The organism is Pseudoalteromonas sp. SR44-5, assembly GCF_014163675.1.
Taxonomy (GTDB): domain Bacteria; phylum Pseudomonadota; class Gammaproteobacteria; order Enterobacterales; family Alteromonadaceae; genus Pseudoalteromonas; species Pseudoalteromonas rhizosphaerae.
The window spans coordinates 1-15,145 of sequence record NZ_JACJDT010000036.1 but is presented as its reverse complement, the minus strand read 5'-3'; the positions used below and the strand labels follow the sequence as shown (position 1 = coordinate 15,145).

Annotated in this window: 14 protein-coding genes and 1 pseudogene; 9 read left to right on the top strand and 6 right to left on the bottom strand. The window is 42.8% G+C overall.

All coding sequences use genetic code 11. The features are described 5' to 3' along the window. Positions 1-6 precede the first annotated feature (6 nt). The 4 genes from H5154_RS16595 to H5154_RS16580 form a co-directional block, all read right to left on the bottom strand. Complete coding sequence (locus tag H5154_RS16595; RefSeq protein WP_182718999.1) at positions 7-777, bottom strand: enoyl-CoA hydratase/isomerase family protein; 771 nt, start codon at positions 775-777, stop codon at positions 7-9. 10 nt (positions 778-787) lie between these two features. Further along, positions 788-2,395: a carboxyl transferase domain-containing protein gene (locus H5154_RS16590; protein WP_145233274.1), complete on the bottom strand. Its 1,608-nt coding sequence runs from the start codon at positions 2,393-2,395 to the stop codon at positions 788-790. Positions 2,396-2,406: 11 nt separating this feature from the next. Continuing rightward, positions 2,407-3,582 (bottom strand): isovaleryl-CoA dehydrogenase, encoded by a 1,176-nt coding sequence (locus tag H5154_RS16585; protein ID WP_145233275.1) that lies wholly within the window; start codon positions 3,580-3,582, stop codon positions 2,407-2,409. 63 nt (positions 3,583-3,645) lie between these two features. Continuing rightward, positions 3,646-4,080, bottom strand: a complete 435-nt coding sequence (locus H5154_RS16580; RefSeq protein WP_145233276.1) for a MerR family DNA-binding transcriptional regulator — start codon at positions 4,078-4,080, stop codon at positions 3,646-3,648. Positions 4,081-4,409: 329 nt separating this feature from the next. On the opposite strand from H5154_RS16580, the gene H5154_RS16575 reads away from it, so the two are divergent. The 8 genes from H5154_RS16575 to H5154_RS16540 all read left to right on the top strand — a co-directional run bounded on the left by H5154_RS16575 (position 4,410) and on the right by H5154_RS16540 (position 13,160). Further along, positions 4,410-5,591 carry an acetyl-CoA C-acyltransferase gene (locus tag H5154_RS16575; protein ID WP_182718998.1) on the top strand — a complete coding sequence of 394 codons (1,182 nt, stop codon included), beginning with the start codon at positions 4,410-4,412 and terminating at the stop codon, positions 5,589-5,591. 89 nt (positions 5,592-5,680) lie between these two features. Next, entirely contained in the window at positions 5,681-7,171 is a 1,491-nt protein-coding gene (locus tag H5154_RS16570) for a CoA-acylating methylmalonate-semialdehyde dehydrogenase (RefSeq protein WP_145233279.1), read from the top strand. 124 nt (positions 7,172-7,295) lie between these two features. Then, on the top strand, positions 7,296-8,453 hold the full coding sequence (locus tag H5154_RS16565) for an acyl-CoA dehydrogenase family protein (RefSeq protein ID WP_182718997.1): 1,158 nt from the start codon (positions 7,296-7,298) through the stop codon (positions 8,451-8,453). A gap of 10 nt (positions 8,454-8,463) precedes the next feature. Then, the gene (locus tag H5154_RS16560) at positions 8,464-9,243 is read left to right on the top strand and encodes an enoyl-CoA hydratase (protein ID WP_182718996.1); all 780 of its coding nucleotides are present in this window, start codon (positions 8,464-8,466) and stop codon (positions 9,241-9,243) included. Then, positions 9,243-10,388, top strand: coding sequence for an enoyl-CoA hydratase/isomerase family protein (locus H5154_RS16555; RefSeq protein WP_182718995.1), 1,146 nt, complete (start codon positions 9,243-9,245; stop codon positions 10,386-10,388). Before H5154_RS16560 ends, H5154_RS16555 begins: the two co-directional genes overlap by 1 nt. A gap of 4 nt (positions 10,389-10,392) precedes the next feature. Then, positions 10,393-11,283 carry a 3-hydroxyisobutyrate dehydrogenase gene (gene mmsB, locus H5154_RS16550; RefSeq protein ID WP_145233289.1) on the top strand — a complete coding sequence of 297 codons (891 nt, stop codon included), beginning with the start codon at positions 10,393-10,395 and terminating at the stop codon, positions 11,281-11,283. 3 nt (positions 11,284-11,286) lie between these two features. Beyond that, positions 11,287-12,048: an SDR family oxidoreductase gene (locus H5154_RS16545; RefSeq protein WP_182718994.1), complete on the top strand. Its 762-nt coding sequence runs from the start codon at positions 11,287-11,289 to the stop codon at positions 12,046-12,048. Positions 12,049-12,308: 260 nt separating this feature from the next. After that, positions 12,309-13,160, top strand: a complete 852-nt coding sequence (locus tag H5154_RS16540) for an HDOD domain-containing protein (protein ID WP_182718993.1) — start codon at positions 12,309-12,311, stop codon at positions 13,158-13,160. 396 nt (positions 13,161-13,556) lie between these two features. On the opposite strand, the gene H5154_RS16535 is transcribed toward H5154_RS16540, so the two are convergent. Further along, positions 13,557-13,994: a DUF4265 domain-containing protein gene (locus H5154_RS16535; RefSeq protein WP_182718992.1), complete on the bottom strand. Its 438-nt coding sequence runs from the start codon at positions 13,992-13,994 to the stop codon at positions 13,557-13,559. 450 nt (positions 13,995-14,444) lie between these two features. On the opposite strand from H5154_RS16535, the pseudogene H5154_RS23750 reads away from it, so the two are divergent. Beyond that, positions 14,445-14,737: pseudogene (locus H5154_RS23750) on the top strand (hypothetical protein); the annotation flags it as partial. Positions 14,738-14,836: 99 nt separating this feature from the next. Here H5154_RS23750 and H5154_RS16530 read toward each other — a convergent pair. After that, the coding region (locus H5154_RS16530; protein WP_182717454.1) for a hypothetical protein at positions 14,837-15,145 on the bottom strand (309 nt) is incomplete at its 5' end.

Sequence of the window (15,145 nt, the reverse complement as noted above, 5' to 3'; positions counted from 1 at the left end):
TGATCCCTATTTTTGCCAATTTGGTGGGCGTTTTTCAAAAAAGGCAGATAACCCTTCTTGACCTTCTTCAGATACGCGAATTTTGGCGATACGCTCTGCGGTTAAATTTATGATTTGTTCATTAATATCATGGCCAGCTACATCGTTGATCAATTGTTTTGCTGCGCGAACCGCGACAGGGCCGTTGTTGATCAGTGTTTCGAGTAGTTGATCAAGCGCGCATTCAAGTTTACCGGTTACTTGATGAATTAAGCCTAATTGCTTGGCTGTGTGGGCATCAAAAATCTCAGCGGTTAAAAAATAACGACGTGCAGCGCGCTCGCCAATGGCTCTGATCACATACGGGCTGATTACAGCTGGAATAAGGCCAAGTTTTACTTCGCTTAAACAAAACTGTGCATTGTCTTGGCATATGGCTATGTCACAACAGGCAATTAAGCCCAGTGCGCCGCCAAATGCCGCGCCTTGCACAGCACATACCGTTGGCAGTGGGCTGCTGGCTAATACATGCATTAATTTGGCAAGTTGTTTTGAATCCGCAAGATTCTCACTGAAGTCATTGTTTGCCATGGACTTCATCCAATTAAGATCAGCCCCTGCAGAGAAATGCTCTCCCTCAGTTTTTAAAACAAGGGCGCGTACATTTAAGCTATTAGCATGCTCTATACATTGAATAAGTTCTTGGATCACTTGCTCGTTAAAGGCATTGCGCTTTTCAGGGCGACTTAAAACGAGTACAGCCACATTTGATTTAGTTATTTTTAGTGTTACTGACATACTCACGTCCTTACATTCTAAATACGCCGAATTGCGAATCACGTTTTGGTGCATTGGCTGCAGCACTGAGAGCTAAACCTAGCACACTTCGGGTATCTGCTGGATCGATGATACCGTCATCCCACAAACGGGCGCTGGCATAGTATGGATGACCTTGTTGCTCATATTGCTCGATAATCGGCTGTTTAAACTCGCTGATTTGCTGATCAGTCATGCTTTGGCCTTTGCGGGCTAAACCATCTTGCTTAACTTGCGCCATAACGCCTGCTGCTTGTTCGCCGCCCATCACAGAAATACGCGCATTAGGCCACATCCACATCATAGTCGGTTCAAACGCACGACCACACATGCCATAGTTACCTGCGCCATAAGAGCCGCCAATTAATACGGTAAATTTTGGAACATCAGCACACGAAACAGCCATCACCATTTTAGCGCCGTGTTTAGCAATGCCTTCGGCTTCGTATTTTTTACCTACCATAAAGCCGGTAATATTTTGTAAAAACACCAGTGGAATATTTCGTTGTGCGCACAGCTGTATAAAGTGCGCGCCTTTTTGAGCTGACTCACTAAACAAAATGCCATTGTTAGCAACAATCCCAACCGGATGACCATAGATTTTCGCAAACCCAGTCACTAAAGTATCGCCAAAGTAACGTTTAAACTCATCAAACGAAGAGTCATCCACGGTACGTGCAATCACTTCGCGAACATCAAATGGCTTTTTAAGATCGGTGCCAACAATGCCGTATAATTCGTTAATATCATAACGCGGTGCTTTTACTTGCTCTAATATTGGCGAAGTAGGGCGTTGATAATTAATTCGTTCAATACATTGGCGAGCAATTGATAACGCATGAGCGTCATTTTCAGCGTAATGATCGGCAACCCCTGATGTTTTACAGTGGACATCAGCGCCGCCAAGTTCTTCTGCGGTTACCTCTTCACCTGTAGCCGCTTTTACCAGCGGTGGGCCGGCTAAAAATATTGTGCCTTGCTCTTTTACAATGATGCTTTCGTCGGCCATTGCAGGCACGTACGCGCCACCTGCGGTACATAAACCCATAACGACTGCAATTTGTGGAATGCCTTTGCCCGACATACGCGCTTGATTATAAAAAATACGACCAAAGTGCAGTTTGTCAGGAAATACATCATCTTGCTCAGGTAGGTTGGCACCACCTGAATCAACCAAATATATACACGGTAGGTGACACCGCTCGGCAATATCTTGTGCGCGTAAATGTTTTTTAACGGTTAGTGGAAAATAGGTGCCGCCCTTAACTGTCGCATCATTGGCGATGATCATACATTCAACGCCTTTAACACGGCCAATACCAGCAACTACACCGGCACAAGGAATCGCTTGCTCATAAACACCAAAGGCTGCAAATTGTGAAATCTCTAAAAATGGTGAACCTTCGTCAAGTAAGGTACTAATGCGTTCACGCACGAACATTTTACCACGGCTTTCATGGCGTTCTATTAACGCTACGCCACCACCTTGGCTGATCTCGCTTACTTTATCGCGTAAATCATCAACCAGTGCCGCCATATTTTTATGATTTTGCAAAAACTGCGGGTCGTGAGGGTTGACGCTTGATTTTAAAATAGTCATAGCGCTTATCCTTAACGGCTTTCAGTAAATAATTCGCGACCAATTAGCATGCGACGAATTTCCGAGGTACCGGCACCAATTTCATAAAGCTTAGCGTCACGCAATAGGCGGCCAGTGGCGTATTCGTTGATATAACCGTTACCACCGAGAATTTGAATAGCATCAAGTGCCATTTTAGTTGCCAGCTCTGCCGCATATAAAATTGCGCCTGCGGCATCTTTACGGGTCGTTTCACCGCGATCACATGAACGCGCAACAGTGTATACATAAGAGCGGGCTGCATTCATTTGTGTATACATGTCGGCTACTTTGCCTTGTATCAGCTGAAATTGACCAATCGGTGTATCAAACTGCTTACGTTCATGAATATACGGTACTACAATATCCATACAGGCTTGCATGATCCCCAGCGGGCCTGCCGCTAGCACAACACGTTCATAATCAAGGCCACTCATTAGTACCTTAACGCCTTCGTTTAAATTGCCAAGAATATTCTCTTCTGGTACTTCACAGTTTTCGAACACTAATTCACAGGTATTTGAGCCGCGCATCCCGAGTTTGTCGAGTTTTTGGGCGGTAGAAAAACCAGGGAAATTACTCTCAACAATAAATGCGGTGATGCCTTTAGCGCCAGCGGTTAAATCAGTTTTAGCATAGATCACTAAAGTATGCGCATCTGGACCATTGGTGATCCACATTTTATTACCGTTTAAAATGTACTTATCGCCTTTTTTCTCGGCTTTAAGTTTCATTGATACTACGTCAGAGCCTGCGTTTGGCTCACTCATGGCAAGGGCACCAATGTGCTCACCACTAATTAATTTAGGTAAGTATTTTTCTTTTTGTGCTTGCGTGCCATTGCGATTAATTTGATTAACACACAGGTTAGAATGAGCACCGTAACTTAGGCCGATAGAGGCACTCGCTCGGCTAATTTCTTCCATTGCGATTACGTGTTCAAGGTAACCAAGACCGGCACCACCGAGCTCTTCGGGTACGGTCATACCTAGTAAGCCCATTTCGCCAAGTTGTGGCCAAAGCTGATTAGGAAACGCATTATCAAGATCGGTTTTTTCAGCTAAAGGGGCAATTTCTTGGCTAGCAAAACTGTTTACATGATCGCGGATCATATCTGCGGTTTCGCCAAGGCCAAAGTTCATTTCTTTATATAGTGAAATAGTGCTCATGATTCATTCCTGTGTGAGAGACTGTTAATGAATAGTCATTTAATCGTTATTGTTTAAAGCTAGTTATTCATCTAATTGATTTAAGGTGTCGCGACAACGACGCTCTGCGGTTACTAATTCCATCAAGACAACTTTAATGTCATCCATTTGTTGGCTTAGATCAGCTTTTTTATCTGAAATTAAGTCAAGCATAGTCACTAACTGTTTAGCGCTGGATTTATCGGCATCATAAAGTTCAAACAAACGGCCTGTTTCAGCTAAGGTAAAACCTAACCGCTTGCCACGTAAAATAAGTTTTAAACGCACTTTATCGCGTTTTGAATAAATACGGGTTTGGCCATTACGCTCAGGTGAAATTAAGCCCTGATCTTCATAAAAGCGAATTGAGCGGGTGGTTATATCAAACTCTTTAGCCAGTTCACTGATACTAAAGGTTTGTTCATTGCTTGCCGGTTCGGCGGCTGAACTTGCAAAGTTTGTTTGATTATCTTGATTCATAGTGTTTTTACCTCATTCGAATAACTCCAATATAAGTGAAGTTTACGTAAAGGTAAAGTGGATTGTAGAACTTATACTTTAGACTAATAACCTAAAGCCATAAATAGCAGGTGTAACCTGTATTAATGCAGCTTGCAGGGGCGCTGTTTGTATTAGGCTACAGCAAAATAAAGATATGTTTACACTTTCGTTGGGCGCAAAAATCTTGATTTTAGATTTACGTTGGCGTAAACGTAAATATTATGTATGCTCATAAGCAGATTATAAATTACAGTGTTTGGCTAATCTCTGCATATGAATATAGCCAATTATAAAATGGAGCCTTTTTTATGACTACCGAAGCCGTTGTTATTGTAGCAGCAAAACGCACCCCAATGGGTGGTTTTATGGGAGCCCTTAGTGATGCAGCCGCCACTGAGTTAGGTGCAACAGCCATTGCCAGTGCGCTTGCTGACACCGGATTAAGCGATACAGCTATTGATGAAGTGATCATGGGCTGTGTATTACCGGCAGGTTTAGGTCAAGCGCCAGCACGTCAAGCAATGTTAAAAGCAGGTCTTGCGCGCAGTACTGGCGCTACGACCATCAACAAAGTATGTGGTTCAGGTTTAAAGGCCGCCATGCTTGCACATGATTTAATTAAAGCCGGTTCAATTAACAGCGCGGTTGCAGGTGGCATGGAAAGCATGACTAACTCGCCATATTTTATTCCTAAAGCGCGTGGCGGTATGCGTATGGGCCATGGCGAAATTAAAGATCACATGATGAGTGATGGCCTAGAAGACGCATACGATAATAAAGCGATGGGCTGTTTTGCTCAAGATACGGCTGATGAATACGGTATTGGCCGCAAGCAAATGGATGAATTTGCACTTAATTCACTGACCAAAGCCAATGCAGCGATTGCAAATGGCGATTTTGTAAATGAAATTGCGCCGCACACTATTAGCTCTCGCAAGGGCGATGTAACCATCAGCATTGACGAGCAACCAGGTAATGCACGCCCAGAAAAAATTCCCTGTTTGCGTGCTGCGTTTAAAAAAGACGGCACCATCACTGCGGCTAATTCATCGTCAATTTCAGACGGTGGCGCAGCCCTTATTTTAATGAGTGAATCGCACGCCAAAGCACAAGGGCTTACGCCACTGTGTCGTATTGTTGCGCACAGTACCCATTCTCAAAAACCAAGTGAGTTTACTCTTGCTCCTGTTGGCGCAATGAATAGTTTGCTTGCAAAAGCAGGCTGGACAACTGACGACGTTGACTTATGGGAAATTAACGAAGCATTCGCCATGGTAACAATGTTGGCGATTAATGAATTAAAACTTGATGCCAGCAAAGTGAATGTTAATGGTGGTGCTTGTGCACTTGGCCACCCAATTGGTGCTAGCGGCGCACGTATTTTAGTGACACTTATCCATGCTCTTAAAAATCGTGGCCTGAAAAAAGGCGTAGCGTCTTTATGTATTGGCGGTGGCGAGGCGGTCGCACTGGCGGTTGAAGCACTATAAATTAGTTAAATTTAAACTCTTACAGCCGTAGGCTCTTTTAACAATAACTACTGCGGCTTAATTTATTACCCTCTGGGGAGGAGTGCGTTATGCACCAAGTACCATTACTGATCAACGGCGAATTTGTTCAATCAACATCAGATCAACTGATTGACGTTATTAATCCAGCAAACCAAGAAGTGTTAGCACAAGTACCGTGTGCTACCGACGCTGAAATGGATGCGGCTATCGCATCTGCCAAAGACACCTTTAAAAGCTGGAAAGACGTGCCAATTACTGAACGTGCGCGCATTATGATGAAGTATGCAGCACTTTTAAAAGAGCACCACGATGAACTAGCCACCATTATTTGCCATGAATTAGGCAAAACCTTTGAAGATGCCAAAGGCGATGTTTGGCGTGGTATTGAAGTGGTTGAGCAAGCAGCTAATGCGCCATCTTTAATGATGGGCGAAACCATGGAAAACGTGGCCCGTAAAATCGATACTTACTCATACATGCAACCACTGGGTGTGTGCGCGGGTATTACGCCGTTTAACTTTCCAGCGATGATCCCACTATGGATGTTCCCACTGGCGATTGTCTGTGGTAACACCTTTATTTTAAAACCCTCTGAGCAAGATCCGCTGACGCCAATGCGACTCGCTGAACTGTTCATTGAAGCCGGCGCACCTGCAGGTGTACTACAAGTTGTTCATGGCACTAAAGTACAAGTTGACCGCTTATTAGAAGATCCCGCAGTACGCGCAATTTCGTTTGTTGGCTCGTGCGGCGTAGGTGAATACATTTACTCTAAAGGCACGGCTAATTTAAAACGTGTACAAGCCTGTGTCGGTGCTAAAAACCACATGGTGATCATGCCTGATGCAAGTCGCTCACATGTAGTTAATAACCTTGTTGGTGCCTCTGTTGGTGCTGCGGGTCAGCGTTGTATGGGTATTTCAGTGGCGGTGTTTGTTGGCCAAGCGAAAGACTGGGTTGAAGACATCAAAGCCGGTTTTGCCAATGTGCGCCCGGGTGTGTGGGATGACAAAGATGCAGCCTATGGTCCGCAAACATCGACCGCAGCCAAAGCGCGTATTTTGTCACTGATTGCACAAGGTAAAGAGCAAGGTGCAACGTGTTTAATTGATGGCTCTGATTTTACTGTTGCAGGCTATGAAAAAGGTAACTGGGTAGGACCTACCTTATTTACTGACGTCACCACTGAGATGGATTTATACAAAGAAGAAATTTTTGGCCCAGTACTGGCGTGTATGTTTGTTGATTCGCTTGATGAAGCAATCGCGCTTATAAATGATTCTCCATTTGGTAATGGCACGTCGTTATTCACTTCAAGTGGTGCGGTTGCGCGTAAGTTCCAACATGAGATTGAAGTTGGTCAAGTGGGTATTAACGTACCAATTCCTGTGCCACTGCCATTCTTTTCGTTCACCGGTTGGAAAGGTTCATTCTATGGCGATACGCATACGTACGGTAAGCAAGGTATTCGTTTTTATACTGAGACCAAAACAATTACTTCACGTTGGTTTGAAGACGAGATTGCCTCTGGTCCAAACATGAGCATTAATCTTAAATAACTAATTTAACTTACTCCACATAATAAAAAAGAGGGGCACGAAGGCGATTTCACACACAATATTGCCTTCGTTGCTCTTCACGAATATCTAATTTGACAACGCAATTATAAACAAGAGGTCTCCAATGGACTTTAATTTAACTGAAGATCAGCAAGCATTTGCTCAAACAGCTCGTCAATTCGCAGAATCAGCACTGGCTCCTTATGCAGCAAAATGGGACCGCGAACATATTTTTCCAAAAGATACCATTAAAGCTGCAGGTGAACTGGGTTTCTGTGGTTTGTATACGCCAGAGGAAGCAGGCGGTTTAGGCCTGTCGCGCTTAGATTCAAGTATTATTTTTGAACAGTTGGCGATGGGTTGTACAGCTACAACCGCAATGTTGACCATTCACAATATGGCGACCTGGATGATTGCAAGTTTTGGTACTGAGCAAACAAAAGCTAAATATTGTGACCAACTTGTTATGGGTGAACTACTAGCTTCTTATTGTTTAACAGAGCCTGGTTCAGGCTCCGATGCAGCCTCATTGAAAACAAAAGCGGTTCGTGATGGCGATGATTACGTGATCAATGGCTCAAAAATGTTTATCTCAGGCGCAGGCGAGACCGAAGTGTTAGTAGTTATGGCGCGTACTGGCGGTGAAGGTGCGGCGGGTATTTCTGCGTTTGTAGTACCGGCTGATGCCAAAGGCGTTGAATACGGTAAAGCAGAAGAAAAAATGGGCTGGAATGCGCAGCCAACACGACTAATTAGTTTTGAAGATGTACGCATACCTGCTCATAATTTATTAGGTCAAGAAGGTGAAGGCTTTAAGTTTGCAATGCAAGGCCTTGATGGCGGGCGTATTAATATTGCAACTTGTTCAATTGGCACTGCCCAAGCGGCACTTGAAACAGCCCGTGAATACTTAAAAGAACGCACACAATTTGGTAAACCGTTGGCTGCTTTTCAAGCGCTGCAATTTAAAATTGCCGATATGAATACCGAGCTTGTTGCGGCGCGTCAAATGGTGCGTTTAGCGGCTTTTAAACTTGATAATAATGACAGCGAAAAAACCACTTATTGCGCCATGGCAAAGCGTTTTGCCACTGATGTAGGTTTTACTGTGTGTAATGACGCACTACAAATTCATGGTGGTTATGGTTATATCAAAGAATACCCACTGGAGCGCCACGTTCGTGATGTGCGCGTTCATCAAATTCTTGAAGGTACTAACGAGATCATGCGGGTGATTATTGCACGCCGTATTTTAGCTGAATCAGCAGCCGATATTCTATAAGGAGCGCGAAATGTCAAACCCAAGTATTGAATTAACCATTGAAGGTCACGTAGCGATTTTAACCATGTCTAATCCGCCAGCGAATACCTGGACTAAAGACACGTTAATTGCCTTAAAAAATATGGTAAATGAGCTCAATGACAATAAAAATGTTTACTCCTTAGTGATCACCGGTGAAGGTGAAAAATTCTTCAGTGCTGGTGCTGATTTAAATGTATTTGCTGGTGGCGATAAAGGCGTAGCAGCGACTATGTCGCAAGTATTTGGTGACGCATTTGAAGCATTAACTGCATTTAGAGGTGTATCCATTGCCGCGATCAATGGCTATGCCATGGGTGGTGGTCTAGAAGTGGCGTTAGCATGTGACATTCGCATTGCAGAAGAGCAAGCACAAATGGCACTACCAGAAGCCAAAGTAGGTTTACTACCGTGTGCGGGTGGCACGCAAAACCTAGCATGGTTAGTTGGTGAAGGCTGGGCTAAACGTATGATTTTATGTGGTGAGCGCCTAAAAGCAGATAAAGCCCTACAAATCGGCTTAGTTGAAGAAGTGGTACCACAAGGCGAAAGTCTTGCGGTGGCACTTAAATTAGCTAATCAAGTGGCAGATCAAAGTCCTGTTGCTGTTAGTGCTTGTAAAACCCTGATCCAAAAGGGCCGCACTCAGCCAATGGCGCATATATTACCCCTTGAACGTGAGTTATTTGTTGGTTTGTTTGATACACAAGATCAACAAGAAGGGGTGAATGCCTTCCTAGAAAAACGCAAAGCAAATTGGGTGAATGGCTAATGACTGAGTTAACGCAATTAAATTCACCAGATGCGCCCGTGGTGTTTGAAACTGCGAGCGCTGCAAACGGCTCACTCATTGGTTTTGCCACGCTCAACTCCCCTAAATCGTTAAATGCACTTAATTTTGAGATGATCAAATTATTAGCGCCACAACTTAACGCATGGGCGGCTGACAGTAATGTTGCGATGGTGATACTTAAAGGGACAGGGGATAAAGCATTTTGTGCCGGTGGTGATGTAGTCAGCCTGCATAATGCTATGAACAGTGGTGAACCGGCAAATCTAATAGAAGATTACTTTGCTCACGAATATCGCCTTGACCACCTCATTCATTGTTATGATAAACCGATCCTTGTTTGGGGTAATGGTATTGTGATGGGCGGCGGTTTAGGCTTAATGGCCGGAGCAAGTCATCGTGTGGTAACTGAGAACTCACGTATTGCTATGCCTGAGCTAACAATTGGTTTATACCCAGATGTAGGCGGCAGTTATTTTCTACATAAAATGCCTGAACATGTCGGCTTATTTTTGGGGTTAACTGCAGCGTCTATTAATTGTGACGATGCAATGTATGTGGCATTGGCTGATCACTACCTCAAGGCGGATAAATACGACACTCTGATTGAGCAATTGTGCAGTATTAAGTGGGGTAAAACGGCTTCATTGAATCACGAGAAGCTGACCAGTTTACTTACCGAACTTGATAATGTTTCTGGGCGAATGCCAAAAGGCAATGTAAAGGCGCATTTAGCCACCATTCAAAAATTGAGTGAATTTACTGATCTACGCGATAAAGTAAATTATATCTTAAATCTAGAAACTGACGATACGTGGCTTACCCGAGCACAAAAAGCATTAAAGCATGGTTGCCCGCTCAGTTGCGCCTTAGTTGAGCGTCAACTTGCCAGTTCAAAAGGTAAAAGTTTAGGCGAATGTTTTCAAATGGAACTGGGTATGTCGGTTCGCTGTGGTGAAGTCGGTGAGTTTCAAGAAGGTATTCGTGCGTTACTGATTGATAAAGACGGCGCGCCTAATTGGCAGTTTAAAACGCTTGAACAGATCCCTGATGAATTAGTCGAGAGTTTTTTTGTTCAACGTTGGGATCACGACTCACATCCACTAAAACAACTTACACAAGGATAATGTTATGTCACTTTCTATTGGTTTTATTGGTTTAGGTAACATGGGTGGCCCAATGGCTGCCAACTTAGTTAAAGCGGGTCATCAGGTTAAGGTGTTTGATTTAAACCGATCGGTCGTAAATCTACTTGCTGAAAATGGCGCGATCGCCGCGGATGATGCTAAACATTGTGCAACGGATGTTGATGTATTGATCAGCATGCTACCGGCCAGTAAGCACGTTAAGTCACTTTATTTAGGTGATACCGGACTTGTACATATTTTAGCAAAGTCAACGTTAGTAATTGATTGTTCAACGATTGATGCAGCATCAGCACGCGACGTAGGCGCTGAGCTTAGTGAGCATGGTATCGACTTTGTTGACGCGCCGGTATCCGGTGGTGTTGCCGGTGCAACGGCAGGTACACTGACCTTTATCGTCGGTGGTGGCGATGAGCAATTTGCTAAGGCCCAACCGGTGCTTGCTGATATGGGTAAAAATATCTTTCATGCAGGTGATATTGGCGCAGGACAAGTCGCAAAAATTTGTAATAACATGCTATTGAGTATTTTAATGGCGGGAACCAGTGAAGCAATTCAAATGGGTATAAATAATGGCCTTGACGCAAAAGTGCTGAGCGACATTATGACCGCCAGCTCTGGTCGTAACTGGACCCTTGAGCTTTACAATCCTTGCCCAGGTGTGATGGCCACAGCCCCGGCTAGTAATGATTATAAACCAGGCTTTATGGTTGATTTAATGGCTAAAGACCTAGGTCTTGCGATGGAAGCCGCGCAGCAAAGTAATTCAGTAACCCCGATGGGGTCAATGGCTAAAAACCTTTATACCATGTTGCAACACCAAGGTGCGGGCAGCGAAGACTTTAGCGCCATATTTAAATTATTCTCGAAGGAGTAACAGGTGGAAATTAAAAATAATACCGTGGTGATCACCGGTGGCGCGCAAGGCTTAGGATTTGCAATGGCGCATAAACTTGCGTCGCTTGGTGCTAATATTGCGTTAATTGATATGCAACAAGCGTTGTTAGATGATGCAGTTGCTGAGCTTAGCCAACATGGTGTAACTGTAAAAGCCTATGTTGCCAATGTGACTGATGAAGATGCGGTGGTAAATACATTTAATTCCATCAATACAGATTTTGGTCATATTGGTGTATTGATAAATAATGCCGGTATTTTACGCGATGGTATGTTTATCAAAGCCAAAGAAGGCAAAGTGGTTGCTAAAATGGCCCTTGATCAATTTAAGTCAGTGATTGATGTAAACTTAACCGGCGTGTTTTTAGCGGGGCGTGAAGCTGCGTGCCATATGATTGAATCGGGTAAAGGTGGCGTGATAGTTAATATGTCGAGTGTTGCTCGTGCAGGTAACATTGGTCAAACTAACTACGCTGCGTCGAAAGCGGGTGTGGTAGCAATGACCACTGGTTGGGCAAAAGAACTTGGCCGTTTTGGTATTCGTGTAGGTGCCATTGCACCAGGCGTTATTCGTACTAATATGACTGATGCTATGAAACCAGAAGCCAAGCAGCGTATGCTAGCAGTAACACCCGTAGGGCGCTTTGGTGAAGCGGATGAAATTGCGCACACAGCGCAGTATATTATCGAAAACGACTTCTTCACCGGTCGCGTGGTTGAGATTGACGGCGGTATTCGTTTGTAAGTAAACCTTTTTTAAGTGTAATAAAACGGCAAGCCTCGGCTTGCCGTTTTTGTTTTATAGCTTAATTGATTAATAAAGTAGCACTTTAAGTGGTGCTGTATGTATGTACAGTACTTTTTTGTTTGTCAGTAATAGCTTAACTATTTGGGCTGTAATTCATTTAGCGCTTCCTATTTTAGTTGTCATAGTTGCGATGAACTTCTACTATTAATTATCTATTTGTTCTTATAATGATAAGCACCTTCAGGGATCAAACATACATGATTGAGATAAACGAACAGATACTGAAAGATATAAATAGAAATTTTATTATTCCTCCTAAACCTGAAATATTAACTGAGTTACAAAATTTAATAGCAACTGGCGATGCGCCTATTGCTGATGCCGCTAAGGTAGTGGTAAAAGATTTAGCAATTTCATCAGCAATACTAAAAATAATAAATTCTCCTGCTTATGGCTTATCTCGTACTGTGTCTGATATAAAACAAGCCGTGATGTTTCTTGGTTGGGACGGAGTCAATGTGCTTGCACAAGGCTTGAAATTAAAAGAAATGTTTGCAACCGATAACAGCTGTATTAGCTTAGAAAGATTTTGGGATACTTCAACAGAGATTGCTAATGTAAACATGATGATAGGTCAGCGTCTTAAAAAACAGATAGCCATAGAGCCCTTGTATACGCTTGGGCTTTTTCATGATTGTGGTGTGCCTCCTATGGCAATAAAATATGATAATTATTTAACCGCTTTGCACTGCGCTAATCAAACAGACAAAGAAACTATTATTGAGATTGAAGAGCGTTTATATAAAACAAACCATGCAGTTGTTGGCTATTATTTTGCTAATAGTTGGCATTTACCAAAAGAGATATGTCAGTTAATCCTCAACCACCACAATGCAGCTATTCTTGCTGAGGTGACAGATACAGATGAGCAAATCTGCTTTGCTATTTTGAAAATGTCTGAAAACTTAGTGACTATGGTCAGACGAGGCTTGCCTATACCACAATGGGGTATTATAGAATCAAAAGTCTTAGATGTACTGCATTTGAATGATGATGAGTATTGTGACTTACAAGAGGACGTTATTGATTTTTTAAACAATTTATCATAACTACATTAAGCATTATTTATGGTTAATTAAGGTTTTTTGCTTTCGCCTCAGTCATTGTTTAGTGCCAATGTTAGTCCAGTTTTTAGCACTATATTTCTACTTGCTTGGGCACCTTACTGAGTAGCCTAATAACCTTGAGCCGCTGTTCCCCTGGAACATTGAGTAAACTAGGTGTTGTTAGCCATATGCTTACCGTTGAAGCTCGAAAACAAAAGGAATTAACATTGCGCTAGGCAATGACTTAGATTCACAAGGTTTAGTGTCACTGAGAGATATTTGGATCAATATTCATTACGGGAGATGACCCGCCCATTGCACTTCATTTTAATAAAAAGTGCATGATGGGTGGTGTGGGGGCTGGAGGTTATAGACCTACGTCTACCCGATTAGGTTAAATTAATCACCGTGCCTCCAGACTGGAAAAGCATATTCTAAGCCTTGTTCTTCATGTAAATCTAATAGTGGATCTAGTGCATCAAGATCTAGTCCTGGCGGTACATCGACTGACATTAAAGAAAACTGGTTGAGAGTCTCAACTTTACAACCTAGTCGTTTAAGCATATCTATGAAAAAAGTGGTATCTATACCATCATTATTCATAACCCAGATAACAGAATGACCTGACTTTTTTACAACTTTAAATTCAAATATATGCTCATTTACTTCATCAGGAGTAGCAGAAAAAATATCGCCATAAGCCAAATCAGGAACAAAGAAAGGGGCATTAACTAACTTATAGTTACCATTAACTCGCTCGCACCAAGCACCTTCAGCACTTACTGGTGGCCAACCGTTTTCGATATCTAAAGCGAACATTACTTTTTTGGCAGACACTGAACTTCCTTTTTCACCTAACGAGCTTGTAGAATAACTCGTTTTTAATTTATTTTTATTGATGCATTAACCATAGCCGAGTTCCTATTTTGATTCAATCGACAACTGACTTTCACATAAAATATAAAAAAGGATTTGCTGTTGCTTTAATTGGCATTTTGCAAGGTATTACAGTTGGTTTACTGGCTATATTACGGCTTAAGTGGTTTTAATGCAGCCTGTTTGCAGCTTTTCTATATTATGAACTAAGCAATACAGTTGTATTGGGAGTTTACTTTCGTTTGAACCCGTAAGATCAGTTTTTTCATGCCTTTGTTGACCGTAAAATTTCGCTTTTTACCTCAGTAAAGCGACTCTATAAAACCACGTTGTTTGCCATTCCTTCAAGAAAAACCTGTCGTCGCGCCATTGGACTGTCTATTTTGACCTTTATTTTAATTTTAGCTAACGGTGGATTTAGATCACTGGATCCGCCGTAGGATAAGAATGTGCTACTGGCGGCAGTGGCGCTCTTTATAAAAAATAGCACGCACTAAAGTACGCAGTTTAATGAAACTGGGTGTCAGCGAACGGCTCGCCATAGCCTGTGGTATCACCAGAACCAAAAGTAGGCGCTTGGAAGCGAAGGACCTTGTAGAAGCCCAAAAACAAAAGGAATTAACATTGCGCTAGGCAATGACTTAGATTCACAAGGTTTAGTGTCATTGAGAGGTATTTGGATCAATATTCATTACGGGAGATGAACCGCCCATTGCACTTCCTGCTAATGAAAAACTCATGATGGGTGGTGTGGGGTCTGGAGGTTATATACCTCCGGCTACCCGATTATACGCAAGCTGCGCTTACTGAATTTCTTGCTGCCAATTAACCTTTTGGTAAACTGATTTTTGATTGAAGTTAGTATTACCAGTAGTCGGACCAACATAATAATACATACCACCTGAGAAACCTGCACCAACAACCGAAGTAAGCTGTGTGGGTAAAGCAGCCACTGCATCTTTAGCATTTAAAAATACATTATTTTCGGGGTAAGCGCTTTTAAGAGACGGATCAGATAAAGATTGTATAGACTGGTTGATGATACGGCTTGAAATTGCTTTGTGGGTTTGACCTTTTGCCCAGCCTAACGTTTTTCCAGTAAATATATTAAG

Coding starts and splice junctions, on each gene's coding strand:
- H5154_RS16555 (WP_182718995.1), top strand. CDS start 9,243: ATGACTGAGTTAACGCAATTAAATTCACCAGATGCGCCCGTGGTGTTT.
- H5154_RS16560 (WP_182718996.1), top strand. CDS start 8,464: ATGTCAAACCCAAGTATTGAATTAACCATTGAAGGTCACGTAGCGATT.
- H5154_RS16585 (WP_145233275.1), bottom strand. CDS start 3,582: ATGAGCACTATTTCACTATATAAAGAAATGAACTTTGGCCTTGGCGAA.
- mmsB (WP_145233289.1), top strand. CDS start 10,393: ATGTCACTTTCTATTGGTTTTATTGGTTTAGGTAACATGGGTGGCCCA.
- H5154_RS16570 (WP_145233279.1), top strand. CDS start 5,681: ATGCACCAAGTACCATTACTGATCAACGGCGAATTTGTTCAATCAACA.
- H5154_RS16575 (WP_182718998.1), top strand. CDS start 4,410: ATGACTACCGAAGCCGTTGTTATTGTAGCAGCAAAACGCACCCCAATG.
- H5154_RS16595 (WP_182718999.1), bottom strand. CDS start 777: ATGTCAGTAACACTAAAAATAACTAAATCAAATGTGGCTGTACTCGTT.
- H5154_RS16590 (WP_145233274.1), bottom strand. CDS start 2,395: ATGACTATTTTAAAATCAAGCGTCAACCCTCACGACCCGCAGTTTTTG.
- H5154_RS16565 (WP_182718997.1), top strand. CDS start 7,296: ATGGACTTTAATTTAACTGAAGATCAGCAAGCATTTGCTCAAACAGCT.
- H5154_RS16580 (WP_145233276.1), bottom strand. CDS start 4,080: ATGAATCAAGATAATCAAACAAACTTTGCAAGTTCAGCCGCCGAACCG.
- H5154_RS16540 (WP_182718993.1), top strand. CDS start 12,309: ATGATTGAGATAAACGAACAGATACTGAAAGATATAAATAGAAATTTT.